The sequence below is a fragment of the Streptomyces sp. V4I8 genome, assembly GCF_041261225.1.
Classification (GTDB): Bacteria; Actinomycetota; Actinomycetes; order Streptomycetales; family Streptomycetaceae; genus Streptomyces.
The window spans coordinates 1327383-1351237 of sequence record NZ_JBGCCN010000001.1 but is presented as its reverse complement, the minus strand read 5'-3'; the positions used below and the strand labels follow the sequence as shown (position 1 = coordinate 1351237).

General features: G+C 69.4%; 22 protein-coding genes and 3 pseudogenes. 16 read left to right on the top strand and 9 right to left on the bottom strand.

Annotated elements, in window-relative coordinates:
* Window positions 1-70 precede the first annotated feature (70 nt).
* From ABIE67_RS06130 to ABIE67_RS06120, 3 genes and pseudogenes are all read left to right on the top strand, one after another.
* Complete coding sequence (locus tag ABIE67_RS06130) at window positions 71-1408, top strand: IS4 family transposase (RefSeq protein WP_370254502.1); 1338 nt, start codon at window positions 71-73, stop codon at window positions 1406-1408.
* A 17-nt stretch (window positions 1409-1425) separates the two neighbouring features.
* Window positions 1426-1690, top strand: a pseudogene (locus ABIE67_RS06125) (ISAzo13 family transposase); the annotation flags it as partial.
* 104 nt (window positions 1691-1794) lie between these two features.
* Window positions 1795-2169, top strand: coding sequence for a transposase family protein (locus ABIE67_RS06120; protein ID WP_370268259.1), 375 nt, complete (start codon window positions 1795-1797; stop codon window positions 2167-2169).
* 117 nt (window positions 2170-2286) lie between these two features.
* Here ABIE67_RS06120 and ABIE67_RS06115 read toward each other — a convergent pair whose 3' ends face one another.
* Window positions 2287-3603, bottom strand: coding sequence for an MFS transporter (locus ABIE67_RS06115; protein WP_370254498.1), 1317 nt, complete (start codon window positions 3601-3603; stop codon window positions 2287-2289).
* 89 nt (window positions 3604-3692) lie between these two features.
* Between ABIE67_RS06115 and ABIE67_RS06110 the strand changes: the two genes are divergently transcribed.
* Window positions 3693-4673, top strand: a complete 981-nt coding sequence (locus ABIE67_RS06110; RefSeq protein WP_370254492.1) for a winged helix-turn-helix domain-containing protein — start codon at window positions 3693-3695, stop codon at window positions 4671-4673.
* 9 nt (window positions 4674-4682) lie between these two features.
* On the opposite strand, the pseudogene ABIE67_RS06105 reads toward ABIE67_RS06110, so the two are convergent.
* Window positions 4683-5201: pseudogene (locus ABIE67_RS06105) on the bottom strand (IS5 family transposase); the annotation flags it as partial.
* Between the two features lie 146 nt (window positions 5202-5347).
* On the opposite strand from ABIE67_RS06105, the gene ABIE67_RS06100 reads away from it, so the two are divergent.
* The gene (locus ABIE67_RS06100) at window positions 5348-6178 is read left to right on the top strand and encodes a M55 family metallopeptidase (RefSeq protein ID WP_370254488.1); all 831 of its coding nucleotides are present in this window, start codon (window positions 5348-5350) and stop codon (window positions 6176-6178) included.
* A gap of 156 nt (window positions 6179-6334) precedes the next feature.
* Window positions 6335-6824: pseudogene (locus tag ABIE67_RS06095) on the top strand (class I SAM-dependent methyltransferase); the annotation flags it as partial.
* A gap of 74 nt (window positions 6825-6898) precedes the next feature.
* On the opposite strand, the gene ABIE67_RS06090 reads toward ABIE67_RS06095, so the two are convergent.
* Together ABIE67_RS06090 and ABIE67_RS06085 are read right to left on the bottom strand one after the other, a co-directional pair.
* Window positions 6899-7720 carry a hypothetical protein gene (locus ABIE67_RS06090; RefSeq protein WP_370254483.1) on the bottom strand — a complete coding sequence of 274 codons (822 nt, stop codon included), beginning with the start codon at window positions 7718-7720 and terminating at the stop codon, window positions 6899-6901.
* Between the two features lie 47 nt (window positions 7721-7767).
* Window positions 7768-8607 (bottom strand): alpha/beta fold hydrolase, encoded by an 840-nt coding sequence (locus ABIE67_RS06085; protein ID WP_370254479.1) that lies wholly within the window; start codon window positions 8605-8607, stop codon window positions 7768-7770.
* Between the two features lie 299 nt (window positions 8608-8906).
* Here ABIE67_RS06085 and ABIE67_RS06080 point away from each other — a divergent pair, with 299 nt between their 5' ends.
* The 9 genes from ABIE67_RS06080 to ABIE67_RS06040 all read left to right on the top strand — a co-directional run bounded on the left by ABIE67_RS06080 (window position 8907) and on the right by ABIE67_RS06040 (window position 17955).
* On the top strand, window positions 8907-10106 hold the full coding sequence (locus ABIE67_RS06080; RefSeq protein WP_370254475.1) for an acetyl-CoA C-acyltransferase: 1200 nt from the start codon (window positions 8907-8909) through the stop codon (window positions 10104-10106).
* 10 nt (window positions 10107-10116) lie between these two features.
* Entirely contained in the window at window positions 10117-10746 is a 630-nt protein-coding gene (locus tag ABIE67_RS06075; protein WP_370254471.1) for an HAD family hydrolase, read from the top strand.
* A 139-nt stretch (window positions 10747-10885) separates the two neighbouring features.
* The gene (locus ABIE67_RS06070; protein ID WP_370254467.1) at window positions 10886-12409 is read left to right on the top strand and encodes a class I adenylate-forming enzyme family protein; all 1524 of its coding nucleotides are present in this window, start codon (window positions 10886-10888) and stop codon (window positions 12407-12409) included.
* A gap of 56 nt (window positions 12410-12465) precedes the next feature.
* Complete coding sequence (locus ABIE67_RS06065; protein WP_370254463.1) at window positions 12466-13158, top strand: TetR/AcrR family transcriptional regulator; 693 nt, start codon at window positions 12466-12468, stop codon at window positions 13156-13158.
* Window positions 13159-13300: 142 nt separating this feature from the next.
* A complete protein-coding gene (locus ABIE67_RS06060) occupies window positions 13301-14119 on the top strand; it encodes an SDR family oxidoreductase (protein ID WP_370254460.1) in 819 nt (272 codons plus the stop codon).
* Complete coding sequence (locus tag ABIE67_RS06055; protein WP_370254457.1) at window positions 14116-14928, top strand: enoyl-CoA hydratase-related protein; 813 nt, start codon at window positions 14116-14118, stop codon at window positions 14926-14928. Before ABIE67_RS06060 ends, ABIE67_RS06055 begins: the two co-directional genes overlap by 4 nt.
* Window positions 14915-16144, top strand: coding sequence for an acyl-CoA dehydrogenase family protein (locus tag ABIE67_RS06050; RefSeq protein WP_370254453.1), 1230 nt, complete (start codon window positions 14915-14917; stop codon window positions 16142-16144). Before ABIE67_RS06055 ends, ABIE67_RS06050 begins: the two co-directional genes overlap by 14 nt.
* Before the next feature lies 1 nt (window position 16145).
* Window positions 16146-16928: an SDR family oxidoreductase gene (locus ABIE67_RS06045; protein ID WP_370254449.1), complete on the top strand. Its 783-nt coding sequence runs from the start codon at window positions 16146-16148 to the stop codon at window positions 16926-16928.
* Entirely contained in the window at window positions 16921-17955 is a 1035-nt protein-coding gene (locus ABIE67_RS06040; RefSeq protein WP_370254445.1) for a phosphotransferase family protein, read from the top strand. The genes ABIE67_RS06045 and ABIE67_RS06040 overlap by 8 nt, the downstream gene beginning before the upstream one ends.
* A gap of 64 nt (window positions 17956-18019) precedes the next feature.
* Here ABIE67_RS06040 and ABIE67_RS06035 read toward each other — a convergent pair whose 3' ends face one another.
* The 3 genes from ABIE67_RS06035 to ABIE67_RS06025 all read right to left on the bottom strand — a co-directional run bounded on the left by ABIE67_RS06035 (window position 18020) and on the right by ABIE67_RS06025 (window position 21145).
* Window positions 18020-19339 carry an aldehyde dehydrogenase family protein gene (locus ABIE67_RS06035; protein WP_370254440.1) on the bottom strand — a complete coding sequence of 440 codons (1320 nt, stop codon included), beginning with the start codon at window positions 19337-19339 and terminating at the stop codon, window positions 18020-18022.
* Between the two features lie 85 nt (window positions 19340-19424).
* Window positions 19425-20129 carry a type 1 glutamine amidotransferase domain-containing protein gene (locus ABIE67_RS06030; RefSeq protein ID WP_370254436.1) on the bottom strand — a complete coding sequence of 235 codons (705 nt, stop codon included), beginning with the start codon at window positions 20127-20129 and terminating at the stop codon, window positions 19425-19427.
* 89 nt (window positions 20130-20218) lie between these two features.
* Window positions 20219-21145, bottom strand: a complete 927-nt coding sequence (locus ABIE67_RS06025) for an NADP-dependent oxidoreductase (RefSeq protein ID WP_370254431.1) — start codon at window positions 21143-21145, stop codon at window positions 20219-20221.
* A 138-nt stretch (window positions 21146-21283) separates the two neighbouring features.
* Here ABIE67_RS06025 and ABIE67_RS06020 point away from each other — a divergent pair, with 138 nt between their 5' ends.
* Window positions 21284-21757, top strand: a complete 474-nt coding sequence (locus tag ABIE67_RS06020; RefSeq protein ID WP_370254429.1) for a MarR family winged helix-turn-helix transcriptional regulator — start codon at window positions 21284-21286, stop codon at window positions 21755-21757.
* Between the two features lie 51 nt (window positions 21758-21808).
* On the opposite strand, the gene ABIE67_RS06015 is transcribed toward ABIE67_RS06020, so the two are convergent.
* Both ABIE67_RS06015 and ABIE67_RS06010 read right to left on the bottom strand, forming a co-directional pair.
* Window positions 21809-22438 (bottom strand): TetR/AcrR family transcriptional regulator, encoded by a 630-nt coding sequence (locus tag ABIE67_RS06015; RefSeq protein WP_370254424.1) that lies wholly within the window; start codon window positions 22436-22438, stop codon window positions 21809-21811.
* A complete protein-coding gene (locus tag ABIE67_RS06010) occupies window positions 22435-23730 on the bottom strand; it encodes a PucR family transcriptional regulator (protein WP_370254422.1) in 1296 nt (431 codons plus the stop codon). The genes ABIE67_RS06015 and ABIE67_RS06010 overlap by 4 nt, the downstream gene beginning before the upstream one ends.
* Window positions 23731-23855 lie beyond the last annotated feature (125 nt).

Here is a 23855-nt window from a genome sequence, read left to right as displayed (position 1 = left end):
CGGGGGTGTCCGGTGAGACCGTGGGGTGGTGCTCGTGGCCGGGCATGGGTCAGGCATGGGTCATCCGTGGGTGGGGCTGTCTGATCGGGTACGGCTGGGGCTGCTGACGCGGTGGGTGACGCCAGCGCTGGTGGACGAGGTGCTGGGCGGGTGCCGCAAGCGGGACCGGCGGCCGGGTGCTCTGCCGGCTGGCTTCACGGTGTACTTCACGCTGGCCCTGGCCCTGTTCCATCAGGACTCCTATGACGATGTCGCGGAGAACCTGACGGGCGCGATCGCCGGGATGGGCGAACACATCCCGAACAGGGCGTCGTTCACCCGTGCCCGGGAGCGTCTGGGGCCTGAGGTGCTGGAGATGCTGTTCCGGAGACTGGCCGGGCCGCTGGCCCCGCCCGGGCTGGCGGGATCCTTCTGGCGGGGGATGCGTCTTGCCGCGGTGGACGGGTTCCTGCTGGACGTGCCGGACAACGAGGCCAACCGGCACGCCTTCGGCGGCCCGAAGGACTCGCGCGGAAAACCAGGAGGATTTCCGCAGGTCCGGGTCGTGACACTGACCGAGACCGGCACCCACGCCGCCATCGACGCACGGGTGGGCGGCTTCAACGGCGGCGAACGCGACCTGGCCGTCGCCATGGCTGCTTCGGCCGACGGAATGCTCGTGATCATGGACCGGGGCTTTCCCGGAGTGGAACTGTGGAAGGCATACACCACCGCCGGTGCACACCTTCTGCTGCGGGCGCGCTCCTGCGTCGCGCGTCGTCCGGTGCAGCGCCTGCCCGACGGCACTTACCTGGCGCGGATGAACCTCGGCGGGCAGAAAGGCGCGCACCCGGGCGGCGTACTGGTCCGTGTGATCGAGTACCGCGTCGACGGCGGCGAGGTGATCCGGCTCCTGACCGATCTCTTCGACACAGACACCTACCCCGCGGACGAACTCGCGGCCCTGTATCACGAGAGGTGGGAGGCGGAATCTTCATACCGCCAGCTCAAGACCTTCCAGCGCGGCCGGCAGGAAGTACTGCGGTCGGCCGACCCGGCACTGGTGCGCCAGGAAGTATGGGCACACCTGATCGTCCACTACTGCCTGACCGGCATCATCATGCGGCTCGCCGACGGTCACGGCATCGACCCGGACCGCATCTCGTTCGTCAAGGTCCTCAAGCACGCGCGACGCAGCGTGATCCGGCAGTGCGCCGATACTCCCGCAAAGATCGGGAAGTGCCTGGCCCTGCTGTCCGCGAAGGTGTGCCGGAAACTCGACAATGGCACCCGGCGTCTACGCGAGGCCGACAGGTTTCTCAAACGCCCCAACTCGCTGTACTCCTACCGGCCCAAGGACCAGCAACGTGCACCAGCACGCCGGGTACCTGCCAAGGCCATCACGCTGCAGCCCACGATGATTCAGTAGTCAAACAACGGCATTGGCCCGGCACCTCGAAGTGGAACAAGATCGAACACCGGCTGTTCTCCCACATCACCATGAACTGGCGCGGCAGACCTCTGACCAGCCATGAAGTCATGCTCCAGACCATCGCCGCGACCACCAGCCGCACTGGCCTCACCGTCCATGCCGAACTAGACATCGGTGAGTACCCCACCGGCATCCGCGTCAGCGACGACGAGATCGCTGCCCTGCCCATCACTCGCCATCGCTTCCACGGCGACTGGAACTACACCCTGCACCCCCAGCGTCCGGTGGACGCGGCGACCACCGGCAGCACACCGGACGAGGGGCTGGCGGACAGACCGACTCGCCTCACGCGGCGTTCGCTCCAGGACCCGGAACTGACCGGGATGACCCGCCGGCAGCTCAGCGAGCTCATCGACTCGTTGATCCCAGCGATGGAGGTTCAACGCGAGCAAGTGCTTCGCACACGTCGAGGCCACGAGCGCCTGGTGGCCCCTGGTGCAGGTGCCAAAGCCAAGCTCACCTCAGCCGACCGGGTCCTGGTCACCGTGCTCCACCTGCGAAAACTCGCGACCATGGACCTCTTGGGCCAGCTCTTCGACACCACCGCCATGACCATCAGCCGCGCAGTGAAAGACGTCCGCCCGCTCCTGGAAGCTCATGGTGTTCATCTCCCCGCATCAACAGCCCGTTTCCGCACACGGGAAGACGTCGCCAGGTTCCTCGACCCCGACAAATCCAAGATCAAACCGACGTGTTGATTCCCGGCAAGCTTAGGACTCCTCACACAATGAGCTACCGGGAATGACTGTCTGTCAGAGAGACGTGGGGTGGGGGTGGGTTGCGTCACGGCTCGCGGCCGACCCGACCTGCGACGGTTACTGCGCAGGAGAACTGCACGCATGCTGTTCGGTGCCGTTCTCTGATCCCGTTAAGTGGTTCGGGACGGGGACCGGGGAGGTGGGCGGGTGCCAGGTGAGAATCCAGCCGGCGGTAAGCACCGCCGCGCCGCCTGCCAGGGCGATTGCGCCGCCTGTTCCGATGCCTGCGGCCACCGAGCCGAAGCAGGCCGGCCCGACGCCCTGCAGCGTCATGCTGCCGGAGCCGAGCAGACCGAAGGCCTGGCCCTGGCCATCCTGCGGCAGGGCGTCCAGGAACGGCCGTTGCAGGCCGAGACCGTAGGCCAATCCGGAGCCGCAGAGCAGCAGCAGACAGGACGAGACGCCCACTCCGGGCTCGGTAGCGAAGCCGACCAGCGGCAGTCCCGTCAGCGCAATCAACGGGACTACCAGTCGCTCCCGAGCGGGTGGCCGTAGCAGTCGACCCACCAGCAGGTCACCGACAAGCATGCCGACCGGCAGGCAGCCCATCAGCACCGCGTACCAGCCGGGCGCGAAGTGGCGTCCTCCCGCGTAGGCGACGATCAGACCTTCCGCGCCCGCTACGAACGCGGGCGGTAGCCACTGGGCCAGCATCAGTCGTCGTACCGTGTGTCCGCGCAGCAGCAGGCCGGCACCCTGCAGGCTTGCCCGGACGGCCCCGCCATCGCCCCGAGGGCTGCCGGGTGTGCCGCCGAACTCTCCCAGCTCCAGCCGGGGTAGCCGGATGCGGATGGCGAGCGCACAGCCGAGGTAGAGGGCGGCGCTCACCGCGAGCGCCCGGTGCGGGCCGAGTACCGCGACGACCGCACCTCCCAGCGCCAGACCGAACAATTGCGCGCCGGAGGGGGCGATGTTGTTCAGTGAACGGCCCAGTACATAGGCGTCGCCCTTTAGCCACTGCGCGACCAGCCGACTCGACGCGCCTCCGAACACCGGTGTGGCGAGGGCGACCAGCGCCACGACACCGAGGCTTGCCGCGATCGGCATCCGCACCAGGGCGAGCAGCAGGGCGGCGGCGCACTCCAAGGCGTAGCCGCCGGCGATGAGCGCGCGGGGCGGCAGTTGGTCGGCCAGTGAGCCCAGCAGCAGCGAGCCGAACAACTGCGGGAGAAAGCCGATGCCGAAGGCCAGTGCGCTCAACAGCGCGGAGCCGGTGGCCGCGAAGACCAGCACCGAGAACGTGGTGATCCGCAGCGAGCCCGCAGTGATCGCGACGGCGCGGGTCGAGAAGAGCAGCCGGAACCGCGGCTCGGCCAGCACCTCCCGGTAGGTGGCACGGTGGTTGCCCTGCGCGGGTTCGGCGGCTGGGATCATGACGCCCAGCCTCGCCGTGCGCCCACGCCACTCACCAATGATTCGTCGCTGGACGAATCGGAACAGACGTCCGGCAGTAGCATCACAGGGTGCTCCGCTTCGAAGTCTCCGTCGAGGACCTGCTGCGCAGCCGCTTCGCACTGTCGCCCGCGATGGACCTCTGCTTACTGCTACGCTCGCTCGCCGGCCAAAACCGGCCGCTGCCGCGAGCCTGGGCCACCCGGCTCCTGCCGGCCTTTGAACGGCTTCGCCGCGAGACCGAACTGGACGCCGCCCTCGCCCTGCACACCCCGCAATCCGGACCGAATTTCGTCGCCCCGCCCCCGCGCGGCATCAACCAGACCTGGGCAGACGACCTGGCCATGATCCGGGCCACACCGCTGGAAGCGGCCCGCCACGAATTCGCCACCACCGCGACCGGCCCGTCCGCCCATGATCCCCGCGTACGCGCAGTGCTGGACTCCACGGACGCCGTCTCCAGGATCGCCGAGGCGATGGACCAGGCGTGGCACGAGCTGCTCGCTACGGACTGGCCGCAACTGCGCGCGATCTGTGAGCGCGATGTCGTGCACAGGGTGGGTGTGATCGGCGAACACGGATGGGCCACGACCATCGAGAGCCTGCACTCGAGCATCGCCTGGCGCGCCGGAGGTATCGAGATCGGCTTCTTTCCCCCAGTCGGAAACGTCCGCCTCGCCGGCGACGGGCTACTGCTGATCCCTTCGGTCTTCGTAGGCAATATCGCCGCCCACCTGGAAGACCCCTGGCCCAGGACCTTGGTCTACCCTGCCCGCGGCACCGCCGCCCTGTGGGGCGAACAGGCGACCGTCCCCCAACCGGACGCGCTGACCGCGCTGGTCGGCCGGGCCCGAGCCCGGCTGCTGTTGGCGCTGGACGCCCCGGCCAGTACCAGCCACCTCGCCCGAAGCCTCGCCATGGCACCCGGCGCGGTTGGAGACCACCTCGCCATCCTGCGAGGCGCGGGGCTGCGCGTCCGCGCCCGGTCCGGACGGTCGGTGCTCTACCGGCGCACCCCGCTCGGCGAGGCACTGGTCGCCGGTTCGGGCTGAGGGCTCAGATCAGCACTGCTTTTTGAGGCGCCGCCAGCAGATGACCGCGCAGCCGAGGGTGAGGAAGGCCTGGTGGATGTCGGCGCGGATTTCCCAGCGGATACGCAGTCGGCGGAACCAGCGCAGAAGTGCGAAAGCCGCTTCGACGACCCAGCGGTTCTTGCCCAGGCCGCTTCCGTGCCCGGTGCCGCGCCGGGCGATGAGCGGGCGGATGCCCAGCTCACGGATCTGGCGGCGGTAGACGTTGTGGTCGTAACTGCGGTCGGCGTAGAGGACGTCGGGGCGCTGACGGGATCGTCCGCGCTTGCCGCGGATGGGCGGTACGGCGTGGATCAGGGGCAGGCGCTGGGTGACGTCGTTGCGGTTGCCGCCGTCACGGTGGCGGCCAGGGGTATGCCGTGGACGTCGACAATGACGTGGTGCTTGCTGCCTCTTGCCCCGGTCCACTGGCGAGGGCCCGGTGGCGTCTCCGCCCTTCAGGGCCCGCAGGTGGGAGCCGTCGACGGAGGCGCGGGACAGGTCCAGCTCGGCCCGCGGTCCTCGGTCATGGCGTCCAGCTGAGCTGACGAGCGTGCTGGTCCAAGGCGGGAACCGGATGATCGTGAGCTGGTGAAGGAACCAGAGCAAGAACGGCGAACGTCTCCTGAAACGATCAAGATTGAGGAGACTGCGCAGTGCGGATCTACATCAGTGTGGACATGGAGGGCATCACCGGGCTGGTGGATGCCGACGATGTCCAGCCTGGCGGCCGGGACTACGAGCGTGGACGGCTGATGATGGCAGAGGACGTCAACGCTGCGATCCGTGGTGCTGTCGCGGCCGGTGCCACCGACATCACCGTCAACGACGCGCACGGCCCGATGCGCAACCTCCTGCCCGAGGCACTGCACCCAGCAGTGCGCCTCATACGCGGCAAACCCAAGCAGATGCTCATGCTCGAAGGACTCGCTCCCGAACACGACGCTGCGGTTTTCGTCGGCTACCACTCACGGGCCGGTGCGCTCGGCGTACTGAGCCACAGCTTCATGGGGCACGAGATCGAAGACATGTGGTTGGACGGCCGGCCTGTGGGTGAGATCGGCCTGGCCCATGCCACCGCGGCCGCCATCGGTGTGCCGGTGACGGTCCTCACTGGTGACGACTGTGCCTGCAAAGAGATGACGGAATGGGACGCCTCGGTGAGGACCGTGGCAGTGAAGTATGCGCGGGACCGGTTCTCGGCAGATCTGCGGCCGTCGGAGGAAGCACGTGCGGCCATCGAGAAGACGGTCGCCGCCAGTCTTGCCGTACCGCCGAAGGCTCCAGCCGTCGCAGCGACCCCCTCCACCCTCACGGTCCGCTGGCAGTCGGCTTCAATTGCCTCGACGCTCCTGGGAATCCCAGGCGTCGCGTCGGCAGACAGCCGGACCGTCCAGGCGCAGGGCACACTCCCCGACCTCTATCGGCTGTTCGGCGTGTGGATGCGAGTGGCAGCGTCCCTGACCAACCAGCCCCCTTACTGCTGACCGCCGCGAGGGCCGCGGCTATGTCGCGGGTGCGGAAGTCCGCTGATGCACGGGCCTGCGGCCGCGGCCTGGTCGCCTCCGCCCGGCGGGGTGCGCTTCGCCGGGCGGACAGGACAGGGAGAGGACTCGGGGTGGACGAGATCGACCCGTACGACGATCTCGAAGGAGCATCACGACCACGCGGGTACCACCGGGCTGACCTCGCCGTCCGCGGTGACTGTGGATCCGCCAAAGGTCAACGACTACAACAGCTTCGCCGAGGCGTACACGGCCGAGAAGAGACCAACCTCAACAATGCCTACTACGAGCGGCCCGCGATGCTTGGCCCTCGCCGGAGACGTGGCACGCGTCGCGTACGGCCCGGTCGCCGAGGTGGCCGGCGGATCCTCGACGCCGACTGCGGCTCCGGCCCCCTGTTCGCGGCGCTGCGCGACCGTGGCGCCATCGTGAGTGGCTCGACGCGAGTGCCGGGATGCTGGAGCTGGCCCGGCGGCGACTCGGTGACGGTGCGGACCTGCGGGTGGCGGACCTGGGTGGCCCACTTCCTTACGCTGATGACACGTTCGACGATGTAGTGGCGTCCCTGGTGCTGCACTACCTGGAGGACTGGGGGCCGGCGCTGGTCATGGTCCGTCCGCTGTCGCGGACACGGCCTTCTCCCAGGACATGGCCGCTGGTTCCAGCGGATGAAGTACGAGGCCGGACGGGATGAGGACCCGGTCAGCCGAGTTTGAGAAGACCGGCTTCGACGACGGCGCGCCCGAAGGGACTGGCGAGTTCGGCGAGACGCTCACAGTCCGCGTCACCCAGGACGGCGTAGGCGGGGAGGGCCAGGCGGTCGGTGCGGTCCTCGATGTGCCGGCGCAGGCGTACGCCTTCCGGACTGAGGGAGTCGCCGTCGAGGAGACCTCGCGTGCGTAGGCGCTCCTGGGTGCCGGCCCACTCCTCCTCGGGCCATGCACGGCTCGCCTTGAGGAAGTCGACGGGAACCTCAGCGGTCGCGGCGTGCAGAACCAGGGCCTCCAAGCCTCCGACGCCCTCGCTCAGCAGGCAAGCGACATGGCCGTCTCCGCGGAACTCCCTGAGCAGTGTCTGAGCATGCCACAGCTGCATCACCGGATCCTGCGGCCAAGGCAGTGCGGCATGAGCGGCGAACAGCGGGCGGCCCTGCGTGTGTTCGCAGGCCGCCTCGGCGGCCCGGCGAGTCAGCGCCAGCACCTCGTCGAAGTTGGGCAACCCGTGGATTCCCGCCCGTCGAAGGGCCTCGCCCGCCGCGGCGTACCGCGCGTCCAACACCTGCTGCGGCGTAGTTGCGTCCCAGGCCCCGTCGACCGCCTGCCGTACGACGTCGGGGTTGAAGTTGTAGAAGGTCGCGATGACCAGTTCGGCGGATGCGCGGCCGAACGCGGCGCTCCTGGAGGTGAAGTACCCGGCGCGACCGCTCAGGCCGAGGTCCGCGTACCGTCGCCTCCCCTCGGGGACGAAGTAGATCATTGCGTGGACGGGCTCGAGGCGGCGCCAGGCCGCGCGCGCAGTCTCCAAGGGGTCACCTCTCCGGAGAGTCGACGAACGGGATATTCGCTGCGGGTTCAGTACTCGCCGTGCGCTCGCAGGTGTTCGAGCAGTAGGCGGCTCAGCGTTTCGGGCGCCTCCTCGGGGATCCAGTGGCTGACGCCCTGGAGGGTCTCGAACCGGTACGGTCCGTTGACCCATTGCCCGGTCTCCTGTGCGGCAGCCGGGCCGAAGGCACTGTCCTCCGTGCTCCAGACGTACAGCGTGGGTACGTCGACTACGTCGATCGCGCCGTCGGGGCGGCCGGCCCGGTACCAGTTCAGTGCCGCGGTGAGAGCGCCCGGCTGGGACAGGTGGCGCACGTAGGCGTCCGCACTGTCTTGCGGGATCTTGCCGGCGTAGAAACCGCGAAGCTCTTGGGCGTCGTGGGCGAGCATGCGCTCCTCGGTCGCGGGTGTCTCGCGCCAGTCGATCATGTAGTGGGAGCGTTTGCGCTGATCCTGGTCGGTGCGCAGGGTGGTGGCCAGAGCGCCGGGGTGCGGGGTCGAGACAACCGTCACGGTGCGTACGCGGCCGGGGTGGGCGTGCGCGGTCCACCAGGCCACCGCTCCTCCCCAGTCATGGCCGACCAGGTCGAACGCCGTCCAGCCCAGTTCCTCACTGATCGCGACCACGTCATCGACGAGAAGGCTGATGCGATAGTCCCCGGGCCGCTGGGGGCGGGCGTCGGGGGAGTACCCACGCTGGTCGGGTGCCACCACCCGGTGGCCGTGCGCAGCCAACGCCTCGATCTGCCGTCGCCACACCAGCCCCGTCTGCGGGAAGCCGTGCAACAGCAGCACCGGCCGGCCGCCGGGCGGACCCGCCACGATCGCGTCGAACACGCCCGCACCCGTGGAGACGCTCAGCTGAGTCACGATCCGCCTCTCTATACCGACTGGTCGGTACCCTCCAGGGGAGAGGGCGGGCTGTCAAGACTTGAGCCTGGTTGAACCTGACACCGAATTCAACTATAACCGGTCGCAAGGCCGACCTCTGTCACCCCTGCGGCCATGACATGTCATCGGCCGCCCGAGGGGGTCTGTCAACGAGCCCTCTCCCCACCGCAGTTGGTGTTCGGCACCCCCTATCGGCAATCGAGCCAGGCTCGCGGCGTTCGGAGTTCTGGCGTCGAGGGCCGCGGACGAAGCGGACAAACAGGAAACAGTGAGGCGACATGAGGGAAGCAGTCATCGTTTCGACGGCACGGACGCCGATCGGAAAGGCGTACCGCGGCGCGTTCAACGACACCCAGGCGCAGGAACTTGCCGCCCATGCCCTTTCTCACGCGGTGCAGCGCGCCGGGCTGGAGGGAGGTGAGATCGAGGATGTGATCTTCGGCTGTGCCGTGCAGCAGGGATCCTCGGGTTTCAATGTGGCGCGTCAGGCCGCTCTGCGTGCCGGACTTCCGGACATCGTGTCGGGGATGACGATCGACCGGCAGTGCTCGTCGGGTCTGATGGCCATTGCGACGGCCGCCAAGCAGATAGTCGCGGACGGAATGCAGGTCGCTGTCGGCGGCGGTGTCGAGTCGATCTCCTTGGTCCAGAACGACCACATGAACACCCACCGCATGACGGATCCCTGGCTGGTCGAGCACACGCCGGACATCTACCTGCCCATGCTGCACACGGCGGAGATCGTCGCCGAGCGCTACGGCGTGAGCCGGGAACGCCAGGACGAGTTCGCGCTGGTGTCACAGCAGCGCACCGCTGCGGCGCAGGACGCCGGTCGGTTCGACCACGAGATCGTCGCGCTCGACAGCGTCAAGAAGGTCCTGGACAAGCAGTCCGGGGAGGTGCGGGACGAGGCCGTGACCCTGACCCGGGACGAGGGCAACCGCGCGTCGACGACGCTCGAGGGCCTGGCCGGGGTGACGCCGGTGCTGCCGGACGGTCAGGTGAGCGCGCATTCCAGTGTCACGGCCGGCAACTCCTCGCAGTTGTCGGACGGGGCCTCGGCGTCGGTGCTGATGGAGTCGAAGGACGCCGAGCGTCGAGGACTCGAACCGCTGGGTGTCTACCGGGGTATGACCGTCGCCGGTTGCGGGCCGGACGAGATGGGCATCGGGCCGGTGTTCGCCATTCCGAAGCTGCTGAAGCAGCACGACCTCACCATTGACGACATCGGTCTGTGGGAACTCAATGAGGCGTTCGCTTCACAGGCGTTGTACTGCCGGGACGAACTGCACATCGACCCGGAGCGGTTCAACGTCAATGGCGGCGCCATCTCTGTCGGTCATCCGTACGGAATGACCGGCGCCCGACTGGTGGGGCAAGCCCTCATCGAGGGCAAGCGCCGGGGCGTCCGGTACGTGGTGATCTCGATGTGCGTCGGCGGCGGAATGGGCGCAGCCGGACTGTTCGAGGTCGCCTGAGGTGTCGAGCGTGACGGACAAGGCGCGAACCGCGGTCCTCGTGGACTTCGGTGGGGTCATCACCTCCAGTGTGCTGCGGGCCTTCACCGACTTCGGCGCCGCGCTCGGCGGCGACCCGCGCCTGCCGCTTGACCTCCTCGGCAGGGATGAGGCATCACGCACCCTCCTCGTCGACCACGAGTGCGGCCGTATAGACGCCGAAGCCTTCGAGCGAGGATTCGCCGAACGGCTCCGTGCGCACGGAGCCGACGTGGTGGCCGAAGGGCTCACGGTCCGCATGCAGGCGGCAATGTCGATCGACCAGGACATGCTCGCGCTGCTCGGTGATCTCCGAGCCGCCGGCCATCCCGTTGCGCTCGTGTCCAATTCCTTCGGTACCGGAACCTATGACGGGGTCGACCTCGCCGCTGTTGCCGATGCGATCGTCATCTCCGGTGAGGTCGGGATCCGCAAGCCCTCCCGGCGGATCTATGCGATCGCATGTGAACGCCTCGGCATCGACCCCGAGGAGGCGGTCATGATCGACGATCTGCAGCAGAACCTCGACGGAGCGGCACGGATCGGAATCGAGGGCGTACTGCACACCAGCGCCGCCGACACCCGCCGCCAACTCGCCGAACGCTTCGGGATCACCACCTGACGATCCACCGACCGGGCGCAATGTGGCCGGTCATCCGGTCACACCGCCCGAGGACTTGATGCCGTAGCCGGGCCAAGTCAACCCTTCGGAGAGGGTGCGACCCGCCCCGTCACCTGCTCACATCCCGGAAGGCACGCCCATGACCAGCCTCTTCGATCCTGTGTGCCGCCACGCGGCCGCCACTCCCGACCGCATCGCACTGCGCGGCGCCACGGATCAGTGGACCTACCTTCGGCTGCGTGACGCGAGTACGCGGTACGCGGGCGCCCTGGTTGCCGCGGGCCTGTCCCCGGGGGACCGGGTGCTGCTCGCGGCGCCGTCGGTGCCCGAGTTCGTGGTGGCTTACCTCGGGATTCAGGCCGCGGGCTGTGTCGTGGTGCCGGTCAACACGATGTCCACCCGGGCCGAGGTCGAGTACGTTCTCGGTGACGCCGGGTGCTCACTGGCGATCGCATGGCACACCCTCGGCCCCGCCGTCGCGGAGGCGGCCGCGGCGCTCGCGGTGCCCTCTTGGGCGCTGTCCCCGGGCGCGCCGGTCACCGCTGCCCCCGCCGGAGTAGTCGACCGGGACCGCGACGAGACCGCGGCCATCCTGTACACCTCGGGAACCACGGGGCGGCCGAAGGGGGCCCAACTCACTGTCGGGAATCTGTTGTCCGCCGGGGAGATCGGCGCCGAGTGCAGCCGTGCATCGAGCGCCGACCGTACCGGCACCGGACTCCCGCTGTTCCATGTGTTCGGCCAGGCATCGGTCATGATGCCGACGTTGACCGTGGGCGGCTCGATGTCGTTGCTGGCCCGGTTCGACCCGGCGTCGATGCTGGACATGCTGCGCCGTGACCGGCTCACCATCATGGCCGGCGTGCCAACCATGTGGAACGCGCTGCTGCACGCGGCGGGTGACGCGAACCCCGCGGACTTCGCCGGGCTCCGTGTCGCCGTCTCCGGCGGTGCGTCGCTTCCCGGGGAGATCGCCCGGGCCTTCGAGGCCCGCTTCGGCTGCACCATCCTCGAAGGGTATGGGCTCACCGAGACCACCGCGTTCGGCACTTTCAACGACGTCGACCGCGGCGGCAAGACGGGGTACACCGGCAGGGCAGTGCCGCGGACGCAGGTTCAGGTGCGTGACGACGACGGCAACGAGTGCCCGCCGGGCGGCGTCGGCGAGGTGCACATCAAGGGACCCACGGTGATGCGGGGTTACTGGAACCGCCCTGCGGACACCGCCGCGGCCATCTCGTCCGACGGCTGGTTCCGAACCGGTGACCTCGGTGAAACCGACACGGACGGGGACCTGCGCATCGTCGATCGTCTCAAGGACCTGATCATCCGCGGCGGTTACAACGTCTACCCCGGCGAGGTCGAGGAAGTTCTCTACGAGCATCCGGACATCGTCGAGGCAGCCGTGATCGGCGTTCCCGACGAGCACTACGGCGAGGAGGTCGCCGCGCTCATCGCGGCTCGGCCCGGGTCCGAGCTCGGTGCCGCCGAGGTGTCGGCATGGGCACGAGAGCGGCTGTCCGCCTACAAGATCCCGCGTATCGTCCGGTTCGTCGACGCGCTGCCCAAGGGCCCGACCGGGAAGATTCTCAAGCGGTCCATCGACCGTACCGCTCTGACCCGTGACACGCCGAGTGTCGGCATTGCCGCCGGCCGCCACTGAGCATCCCCGCCTTACGGATTGTGAGCATGGTGTCGGATTCAAGTACAGTTTCCGGGATGGACACCACTGCTCCCGAAGAGATCGACGGCGACGAAGCGCCACCTATGGCGCCCCTCTCGCACCTTCGCGAGCCGCCTACGACGAAGCGCGGAGCTCGGACGCGGGCCGCACTGGTGAAAGCCGCGCGGAAGGTGTTCGAACGGGACGGCTACCTCGACACCCGCCTGACCGACATCACCAAAGAAGCTCAATGCGCGGCGGGATCCTTCTACACCTACTTCGCCAACAAGGAAGAGGTGCTCGCCGCCGTCCTCCTGGAGGCGCAGGAGGACATGATGCACCCCGGCATGCGCCGGGTTCAGGGCACCGACGATCCCTATGCGGTACTCGAGGCGAGCAATCGCGCGTACCTCGAGGCATACAAACGGAACGCGAAGCTGATGGGCCTGCTCGAGCAGGTCGCCCAAGTGGAGCCGGAGTTCCGTGAGTTCCGAAGCCGGCGCGCCGACGCGTTCATCCGTCGCAATGCCCGCGGTATCGCCGACCTGCAGGCGCGGGGTGTCGCAGACCGTGAGGTCGATCCGATGATGGCCTCCCGTGCGCTGTCGGGCATGGTCAGTGTCATGGCCTACAACGCCTTCGTGCTCGGCGAACGGCAAGAAGAAGGTACGCCGGCGGACTTCGAGGAGCTCGTGTCCACGGTCACCCGGCTCTGGGCGAACGCCCTCCGCTTCCCCGATCACCGCTGACCCGCCTGCCTCGTAGCCGCTCATCCCTTGGGGTGGGCGGCTTTCTTCATGTGGTTCCGTGAAGGGCAGCTATTGAACCTGACGTCGGATTCAACTATACAGGTCGGACGCATCGCACGCCCCGTAACGGAGAGGGTTCGCTGTGAACGTTGCACAAAGAGTCGCCGTCGTCACCGGTGGTGGCGCAGGCATAGGCAGTGCGCTGGTCGCACGCCTCGCTCGCGCGGGCGCCCGGGTCGTCGTCGCGGACCTCGACGCGGACAGCGCGCAGGCGGTGTCGGAGAGCGTCAACGCCGACCATCCGGAAAGCACTGTCAGTGTCGGCGCGGACGTGTCGGACACCGAGCAGATCCAGCAGTTGGTCGACCTGGCGGAGAGCGCCTTCGGCCCGGTCGACCTCTACTTCGCGAACGCGGGGATCGCCGGGGCGCCCGGCCTCGACGCGAGCGAACCGGACTGGGACCTCTCGATCGACGTGAACCTGCGAGCCCACGTCCGTGCGGCAAAGCTGCTGGTCCCGCGGTGGCTCGAGCGCGGCGAGGGCTACTTCGTCAGCACCGCCTCGGCGGCCGGACTGCTCACCCAGATCGGCTCCGCAACGTACGCCGTCACCAAGCACGCGGCCGTCGCCTTCGCCGAGTGGTTGAGTGTCACCTACGGCGATCGCGGGGTCCGTGTCAGCTGTCTGTGCCCGATGGGCGTGAACACCAGGCTGCTGTTCTCCGGGGAGGACTCGGGAGACGCGCTGGGAAGTGCCGCGACGCGAGCCGTCACCTCTGCCGGTGACGTCCTGGAGCCGGAAGAAGTAGCCGACGCCGTCCTGGCCGCCCTCGAGGACGAGCGCTTCCTCATCCTGCCGCACAAAGACGTTCTTGAGATGTACCGGCAGAAGGGCTCGGACTACGACCGGTGGCTGCGCGGTATGCGTCGGTACCAGAGCTCCCTGATGGCGCAGGCATGACCGGCGCGCCGGGAGAGCTCGTCTTCGCCGAACACCGAGGGCCGGTGCGGGTGCTCACCTTCAACCGGCCCGCCAAGCTGAACGCCTGGACCGACGAACTCGAGGACCGCTATTTCGCGCTGCTCGACGCCGCCGAGGACGACCCGGACGTACGCGCCGTCGTGGTCACCGGCGCGGGACGCGGATTCTGCGCCGGGGCCGACCTGGAACGGCTGCGGGCGGTCGGCGAGGCCTCAGAGGCGGACCGGTCACGGCGCCGTCCGCGGGACGTTCCGCGGACCCTGCGCAAACCACTGATCGGAGCGATCAACGGGGTGGCCGTCGGCCTGGGCATGGTGGAGGCGCTCTACTGCGACATTCGCTTCGGCTCGCCCTCGGCCCGGTTCACCACGGCATTCGCGCAACGCGGGCTGATCGCCGAGTACGGGATCTCCTGGCTGCTGCCCCGGCTGGTGGGGCACAGCCGGGCAGCGGATCTGCTGCTGTCGAGTCGCATGGTGGATGCCGAGGAGGCCTTCCGGGTCGGACTCCTCGACCACCTGGTCCCCACCGGCAGCGTGGTGGATGCCGCCGTCGCGTACGCCGCCGATCTGGCGAGGCGCTGCTCCCCGGCATCCATGGCCGCCATCAAGAGCCAACTGAGCAACGACGCGGACGGCACCTACGCCGATTCCGTGGCCCGGGCGGAAGGCCTCATGCTCCAGGCCTTCCGCGGGTCCGACGTCGTCGAGGGCGTGGCCAGTCACCTGGAGAAGCGCCCGCCCGACTTTCCCTCCCTACCCGTCAGGAGTTCGGATGTCCCTGTTTGAGATGTCGGACCGCGCCAAGAAATACCGGGCGGATCTGCTCGAGTTCATGGATGCGCGCATCTACCCCGCCGAGGCGGTGTATCACGAGCAGATGCGCGCGTCGGGTGACCCGCACTTCCACCCGCCGATCCTCGAGGAGCTCAAGGCGGAGGCGCGCAGGCGTGGACTGTGGAACCTGTTCCATCCGCACCCGGAGTGGGGCCCCGGTCTGACGAACCTGGAGTACGCGCCGCTGGCGGAGATCATGGGCCGCAGCCACATCGCCTCCGAGGCGTGCAACTGCAACGCGCCCGACACCGGCAACATGGAGGTGCTCACGCTGTTCGGCAGCGACGAGCACAAGGAGAAGTACCTCAAGCCCCTGCTCGACGGAACGATGGCCTCGGCCTTCGCGATGACCGAGCCGCGTGTCGCCAGCTCCGACGCCACCAACATCGAGCTGCGCATGGAGCGCGACGGCGACGCGTACGTGCTCAACGGCCGCAAGTGGTTCGCCTCGAACGCGATGCACAAGAACTGCAAGGTGCTCATCGTGATGGGCAAGACCGATCCCACGGCGGCCCCCCATCGCCAGCAGTCGATGATGGTCGTCCCGATCGACGCCCCCGGGGTCACCGTGGTCCGGAACCTCCCGGTGTTCGGGTACGCGGACCGCGAGGGCCACGCGGAGATCGTTTTCGAGAATGTCCGGGTGCCGGCCAAGGACCTGCTCAAGGGCGAGGGCGAGGGTTTCGCGATCGGCCAGGCCAGGCTCGGGCCCGGTCGTATCCACCACTGCATGCGGGCCATCGGCGCGGCCGAGCGGGCGCTGGAACTGATGTGCCGGCGCGCACAGTCACGGGTGACCTTCGGCAGTCCGGTCGCCGAACGGTCCAACATCCAGGACTGGATCGCGGAAGCGCGTATCGACATCGAGATGATCCGCCTCCTCACGCTCAAGGCCGCGTATCTCATGGACACGGTCGGGAACAAGGAAGCGCGCACCGAGATCGCTGCCATCAAGGTGGCCGCCCCCGACATCGCGCTGAGGATCGTCGACCGCGCGATCCAGGTGCACGGGGGAGCGGGAGTGACCGACGACTTCCCCCTGGCGATGATGTACGCGCATCTGCGGACGTTGCGGCTGGCCGACGGCCCCGACGAGGTGCACAAGCGGGCCATCGCCAAGCAGGAACTGCGGCAGTACCGGGACGAGGCGACGGCGGCGGTGAGCTGAGATGGCGGGACTCGATCTCACCGGTCGCACCGCCGTCGTCACCGGGGCCTCGCGCGGTATCGGACTGGCGATCGCCCAGGCCATCGCCGCGGCCGGCGGAAACGTCGTCCTCACCTCCCGCTCCCAGGAGGCGGCGGACGCCGCCGCGGCCCAGGTCGAGGGCACGGCGGTCGGCGTCGGTGCGCACGCGGTCGACGAAGAGGCGGCCCAGCGCTGCGTGGATCTGACGCTGGAACGCTTCGGCAGCCTGGACATCCTCGTCAACAACGCGGGGACCAACCCGGCCTTCGGGCCGGTCATCGACCAGGACCACGGTCGGTTCGCGAAGACCTTCGACGTGAACCTGTGGGCTCCCGTCCTGTGGACGGGCCTGGCCACCCGGGCCTGGATGAGGGAGCACGGCGGGGCGGTCGTCAACACCGCGTCGGTGGGCGGCATGGCCTCCGAGGCGAACATCGGGCTGTACAACGCCTCGAAGGCCGCACTGATCCATCTCACCAGGCAACTGGCCCTGGAGCTCTCGCCGAAGGTCCGCGTCAACGCCGTGGCACCGGGCGTGGTGCGCACGAAGCTGGCCGAGGCTCTGTGGAAGGAGCACGAGCAGGCGGGGTCCGCCTCGGTTGCGCTGGGCCGCATAGGCGAGCCTGCCGACATCGCCGCCGCGGTCGCCTTCCTCGTCTCGGACGCCGCGAGTTGGATCACCGGCGAGACCATGGTGATCGACGGGGGGCAACTGCTCGGCGACGCGTTCCCGTTCAGGCAAGGAGCCGGCATCGGTGTCTAGCGCGGACATCGTCGGAATCGACGCCGGGGCGGTGGGCCGTTGGTTCACCACCCTCGGCGTCGACTTCGCCGGGCCCTTGGCCTTCGAGCGGATCGGGCTGGGTCAGTCGAATCTGACGTATCTCGTAAAGGATCAGGACTGCCGCGGATGGGTGCTGCGGCGCCCACCGCTGGGTCGCCTGCTGGCGTCGGCGCACGACGTGGCCCGCGAGGCGCGGATTCTGACCGCGCTGGAGAGCACCGCCGTCCCCACCCCGCGGGTGCTCGGGCTGACCGAGGATCCCGCCGTGACCGACGTCCCGCTGCTGCTCATGGAGTTCGTGGACGGCGAGGTCGTCGACAGGATGCCGATCGCGCGGTCGTTGACGCCCGAGCGCCGGCGGGCGGTCGGAATGTCGTTGCCGCGGACGCTGGCGAAGATCCACGCGGTCGATCTCGCGGCGACCGGGCTGACCGGTCTCGCCAGCCACAAGCCGTATGCGCAGCGTCAGCTCAAGCGGTGGTCGGCCCAGTGGGAGAGGTCCAGGACCCGCGAGGTGCCAGCCCTGGAGGACCTCACCCGGCGCCTCGGCGCGGCCGTGCCGGAGCAGCGCGAACTGACGCTCGTGCACGGCGACTTCCATCTGCGCAACGTCATCACCTCCCACGACAGCGGGGAGGTGACCGCAGTCCTCGACTGGGAGCTGTCGACGCTGGGGGATCCGCTGGCGGACATGGGCAGCCTGCTGGCCTACTGGCCGGCCAGGAGTGAGAACACCTCGGGCGACTTCGTCGCGACCGCTCTCGACGGCTTCCCGACCCGCGAGGAACTCGTGGCGGCCTACGCGGCGGCGTCGGAACGCGACCTGACGACGCTGGGCTACTGGCACGCGATGGGCCTGTGGAAGGTCGCGACCATCGCGGAGGGCGTCATGCGCCGCGCGATGGACGAACCGCGGAACAAGGCCGCGTCCGGAACGCCGACCGCAGAGCGCATCGACGCACTGGTGGCGAAGGCTCACGAAGTCGCGGACACGGCAGGTATCTGAACCGATCGCCCGCCCACAGCGCGGAATGTCTCCTTCCGCCGCGTTCGCGCACGGCTGGGGAGGATCAGCTGAGGGGCTTGGCGAGGACGGCCTTGCGGTGGCTGAAGGTCTCGATGGAGTAGCGGCCGTGATAGCTGCCCATGCCGCTCTCTCCGACGCCCCCGAACGGCAGGTCGGAGATGGTGAGATGGGCCAGCGGCAGGCCGAACCCGAGGCCGCCGGAGGAGGTTTCGGCGGCGAGCCGCTCCCGGGTGGTGTCGGAGTCGGTGAACGCATACAGGGCCAGCGGCTTGTCGCGGTCGTTGATGAAGTCGATGGCCTCGTCGAGCCCGGCCACCTCGACGATGGGGAGGATCGGGCCGAAGATCTCCTCCTGCATGACGGGTGCGTCCGGTGACACCTCGGCCAGGACGGTCGGGGCGATGTACTTCGTCTCGCGGTCGTACGCGCCGCCGGTGACCTGGCGGCCGGAGTCCAGGAGAGCGGTCAGCCGGTCGAAGTGGCGTTCGTTGACGATACGGCCGTACTCCTGGGAGGCGGCGGGGTCGGACCCGTACAGCCCCTCGACGGCCTTGGCCAGTGCGGCTTCCAGAGCACGCGCGGTCTCGGGGTCGGTGAGGACGTAGTCGGGCGCGACGCAGGTCTGCCCGGCGTTGAGGAACTTCCCGGCCGCGAGGCGGGCAGCGACGGTGTCCAGGTCGGTGCCCCGGTCCACGAACACCGGGGACTTGCCGCCCAGTTCGAGGGTGACGGGGGTGAGGTGCCGGACGGCCGCGGACATTACGATGCGGCCGACGGTGCCGTTGCCGGTGTAGAGGATGTGGTCGAAGCGCTGCTCGAGCAGGGCAGTGGTCTCCGGCACCCCGCCTTCGACCACGGCGACCGCGTCGGTGTCGAGGTACCGCGGCACGAGGCGGGCGAGGGCGGCGGAGGTGGCAGGGGCCAGTTCGCTGGGCTTGGCGACCACCGCGTTGCCCGCGGCCAGGGCACCGGCCACCGGGGCCAGCAGCAGCTGTACCGGGTAGTTCCAGGGGGCGATGACCAGTACGACCCCCAGGGGGTCGTACTGCGTCCAGGCACTCGCCTCGCCGATGAACGCCGGGACGGGGGCCGGTTCGGCGCGCAGCCACCCCTCGAGATGCTCCAGGGTGTGGTCGATCTCGCGTATGACGAAGTCGATCTCCGTGCGGTAAGCCTCGGCGGAGCTCTTTCCCAGGTCGGCGTGGAGCGCCGCGGCGAAGGTCTCCCCCTGCTCGGTGAGCAGGGTACGCAGCCGGTTAAGCTGCTCGGTGCGCCAGGCCACGGGCTTGGTCTTGCCGGCGCGGAAGGTGGCGCGCAGCCGGGCGACGAGCTCGGCGGGCTGCGCGGGCGCGGGGTCGTTCATGATGGCCTCACAGGAGCGGTACGGGGGACGGGGGCGTTGTCGCAGCGCCGCGGGGGCAGCCCGGGCGTCGGCGTCGACAGGGGGATCAGCCGCGGTTCAGGGCGTCGATGAGGTTCCGGGCGAGCTGCGCCGAGGAGGCGGGGTTCTGACCGGTGTGCAGATTGCGGTCCGCCACGACGTGCTCGCTGAACGGGGCCGCGGCCTGGAAGTCGGCCCCCAGTTCCAGCAGGCGGTCCTCGAGCAGCCACTTGGCCTTGTCGGCGAAGCCGGCGGCAGTCTCCTCGGTGTTGGTGAAGCCGGTCATGCGGTAGCCGGCGAACGGCCAGCTGCCGTCCTCGCGCCGGGCGGCGAGCAGGGCCGCCGGTGCGTGGCACAGCACCGCGAGCGGCTTGCCGGAGTCCAGCGCCGCGGTGAGCAGTCGGCCGGAGCCGGCATCCACGGCGAGGTCCTCCATGGGGCCGTGGCCACCGGGGTAGATGACGGCGGCGTACGCGTCGAGGTCGACCTCTTCGAGCTTGACAGGGTTCTCCAGGTCGGTGCGGATGGCAGCCAGGTACGCGGCGATGGCATCGGCCTGCTCCTTGCCGCCGGTGGACTCGGCGGCAAGGCTGACGGCGTCGACGCTCGGAGCCACGCCGCCGGGTGTGGCGATGGTGACCTCGAACCCGGCCTCGCGCAGCAGCCGGTGCGGTGTGGCGAGTTCCTCGGCCCAGTAGCCGGTGGGGTGGAGGGTGCCGTCGGCGAGCGTCCAGTGGTCGGCGCCGGTGACGACGAACAGAACTGCGGTCACAACTGTCTCCTTCACAGTGCGCGCGGTTCGCGCGGTGGTGGGGGTGTTGTCCGTTGGGGTGCCGGTGGTGGGGCGGCGGCGAGGGTGGTTCAGGCGACGGTGATGATGATCTTGCCGCGGGTGTGGCCCTCGCGGCTGAGGCGCTGGGCGTCGGCGGCCTGCTCCAGGGGGAACGTGGCGGCCACGTCCACCCGCAGCTCCCCGCGCTCGGCGAGTTCGGTGAGAGCCTCCAGGTCCCGGGCGTCGGGTCGCACGAAGACGTACCCGCCACCGAGGCCGAGCACGGCGCCGTCCGCAGCCGAGGCCAGGCGGCCGCCCTCGGCAAGCAGCCCTGGCGAGACCTTCAGGGCGTCCCCGCCGATGAGGTCGAGGACGGCATCCACGCCCTGCGGCGCGAGGGCGTGGACACGGTCGGCAAGGCCCTCGCCGTAGGCGACCGGCTCCGCTCCCAGCCCTCGCAGGTAGGCGTGGTTGTACTCACTGGCGGTGCCGATGACCCGGGCGCCGAGCGACCTGGCGATCTGTACGGCCAGAGAGCCGACGCCCCCCGCCGCGGCGTGCACCAGCACGGTGTCGCCTGCCCGCACCCGCAGGGAGCGTGTCAGCGCCTGGTATGCGGTGAGGCCGGCCAGCGGAAGGCCGGCAGCCTCCTCGAAGGAGAGGTCGGCGGGCTTGCGGGCGAGGGTACGGACCGGGGCGGCGACGTACTCGGCGAAGGTCCCGCGGGAGACGAAGTCCTCACGGACGTAGCCGATCACCTGGTCGCCCGGAGCGAACTCGGTGACCCCGACGCCGGTCTCCTCGACGACTCCCGCCACGTCCCAGCCGGGGATGACGGGGAAGACGGCGTCCATGACGGCGTCCAGGTACCCCGCCTGGATCTTCCAGTCGACCGGGTTGACGGCGGCGGCCTTCACGCGGACCAGCACGGTGTCCACTCCGAGCTTCGGGTTCGGTACATCGCCGTACTCCAGGACCTCCGGGCCGCCGTAGGCGCGGTAAGTGAGGGCCTTCATGGTGGTGACTCCTTGTGTACGGGAACTCGACGGGGGAATGGTCGAGGGTTAGATGCTTGATGCAGCAAAGCAATAAGAGAGACGGTAGACCTCAAAGGTTGAGAACGTCAAACGTTGAGCTTCGCCTACACTTGAGGCATGGCCCACACCTCCGCCCCGCCCGCCGCGCGCTCCGCTGCGCGGGACAGCGATCCTGACCACGACGCACTCATGGAGCGCTTGGCACGCGCTGCTGCCGGTTACTACCGGGACCTGACAGCGGCGGCCGCACTGCACGGGCTCACCATGACGCAGGCCAAGATGCTCATCCTGCTTCGGCAACCGCTGCCGATGCGCGCCCTCGCAGGGCGGCTGGCATGCGACGCCTCCAACATCACCGGACTCGTCGACCGGCTGGAGGCGCGTGGACTGGTCTCCAGACACGCCGACGCGGCCGACCGGCGGATCAAGAACGTGGTCGCCACCGAAGAGGGACGGCAGGCAGTCCGCCTCATCCGCGCCGACATGCGGGGCAGCTCGGAAGCTTTTGCGCGTCTGGACGAGGAGGGGCGCCGCAGTCTCTACGAGCTACTGGGGCGCCTGCACCCCGAGGACACGCAGGAGACAGCCTGATCGAGGCCGCGGCGCCGACCGCTGCGTCGGACTGCGCGGGCGCCCGGCGTTTCAGCCAGGCGGTGCCGTCAGATGGATCAGGATGCCGCACACCTCGTCCACGATCTCCAGGGCCTCCGTCTCGTCCCCGCAGTCACCCAGCTCGCGCGCCGCACCGCCGATCACAGTGGTGAGCACTCTCACCCGAACCCGGCCGGCACGTCGCTTCTCGTCCACTTCCAGGAGCCGGGCGTTGCGCCGTACCCATGCGCGGTCCCACTGGCGGCGCAGCGCGTCGAAGCCCGTGGGGCCGTCATCCTCCACGAGCAGTCTGCCGAACCGCCGGTTGTCCCAGGCACCCTCCAGGTACGCCCTGGCTCCCGCCACGAAAAGGGCGATGGGGTCGTCCACGCCACGGCCTCGCTCGGCGGTCAGCGTGGCCGCGGTCCGGCGCTCCTGAGCCTCCCGGAACTCCTCCCAGAGAGCGAGGTAAAGCCCCCGCTTTCCGCCGTAGTGCTGGAAGAGGCTGCCCACCGGGATGCCGGAGCGCGCCGCGATCTCGGCGAGACCGGCGTCGGCGTAACCGCGCTCGGTGAACACCTCCAGCGCGGCGTCCAGAAGCGCAGTCCGGACCGTGCCCCCCTGCTCGTCCGGCAGCTGACGTGCCGCCCCGGTCCCCGCGGACTCCACGATGCCGCTCACTGGTGATCCCCACCTTCCCCGGCCCCGTCGCGGATGGCGAGGGCGACCAGCAGTTCCAGGAGGTCGGCGATCCGGCGCGGGTTGCGCCCAGTGCGTTCCTCGATCCGGCGCAACCGGTAGTGCGCCGTGTTGTGGTGCACCCGCAGCCGGTCGGCGGCCAGCCGCAGGTTGAGGTCGGCCTCCGCGAAGGCCCGTACGGTGGCCGCCAGCGTGTCGCCACGTCTGCGGTCGTCCTCCAGCAGCGCACGCACGCGGGGGTCGACCAGCTGGCGGGCGAGGTCGTCGGCGCGCAGCGCCAGGTAGTCGAAGGGGGACAGGCGCGGCAGTGCCGCCACCCCGCCCTCGCTCGGCACGAGGTCGAGGGCGGCCCGTGCCTCCTCGTAGGCGCGCGGCAGTTCACCGGCGCCCTCGGCGACTGTGCTGATGCCCATGGAGAGCATGGTTCCCTCGCGCGCGAGCCGCCGCTGCACCGCCTCGAAGTGGGTACAGATGTCCTCCGCGTCCATGCCGGTGCGGACCACCGGCACGGCCACCACCTCGCCGTGGCGTACGACGACCAGGGTCCGGCCGGCCCAGGGCCCGGCGATGCCGATGGACGCGCTGGTCGCGTAGCCGTGCTCGGCCGAGGTGAGGTCGCCGGTGCGGGTGTCGCCGACGCACACCGCCACGACCGCCATCATCGGCGAGTGCGGCCCGATGCCGTACGCCTGCGCCGCGGCGAACAGCGGACCGCGCGTCGGTGCCGCGCCGGCCAGGAGCTGGTCCAGGAGGTCCCGGCGTTCCCGGTCCGCGTCGGCGACCACGTGCTGCTGGTACTCCACATAGGCCTGCGCGGCATGGGTGCTGGCGAAGTCGACGTACCGCATCAGCGGTGTGACGAGGGACAGCGCGGCCTGCTGTGCCTCGGCGGACGTGCCCGCGCAGTCCAGCAGCTCGTCCCACAACACCTGACGGCCGACCCGGAAGGCACTGATCCAGTCCTCGAGGGCGAACCCCGCGCGTGCTCTGCGCATGGCTGCCGCGCGGCTGAAGACCAGGTCTTCGGGGGCCATGTCCCGGTCGCCGGCCAGCGCCGCCAGCTGCATCCGGTAGTGCGTGAGGACCTGGTCCCGTACGTCGTCGAAGAACCGCTCGTCCTGCAGCGCGTACGAGGGGATCTCCGTACGCATCACCGCGACAGCGGTCTGCGCCACGTCCTCGAGCCGGTCCTGGACGGCGTGCAGGATCCGGTGCCGCTCCCGGCTGAGCGGGTCGGAGAGTGCGGGGGCGCCCAGGGCGGGTCCGCGAGACATGGCGCCGATCGTCGCTGCCCTCCTCGTGTCCCGTCAACAGGCTCGGCGGCCGACATACCGGGGGAGCTGGGCGCGGCGCACAAGTCGGTGGCCTCGAAGTTGGGTGCTCGCACCCAATGTGCGCT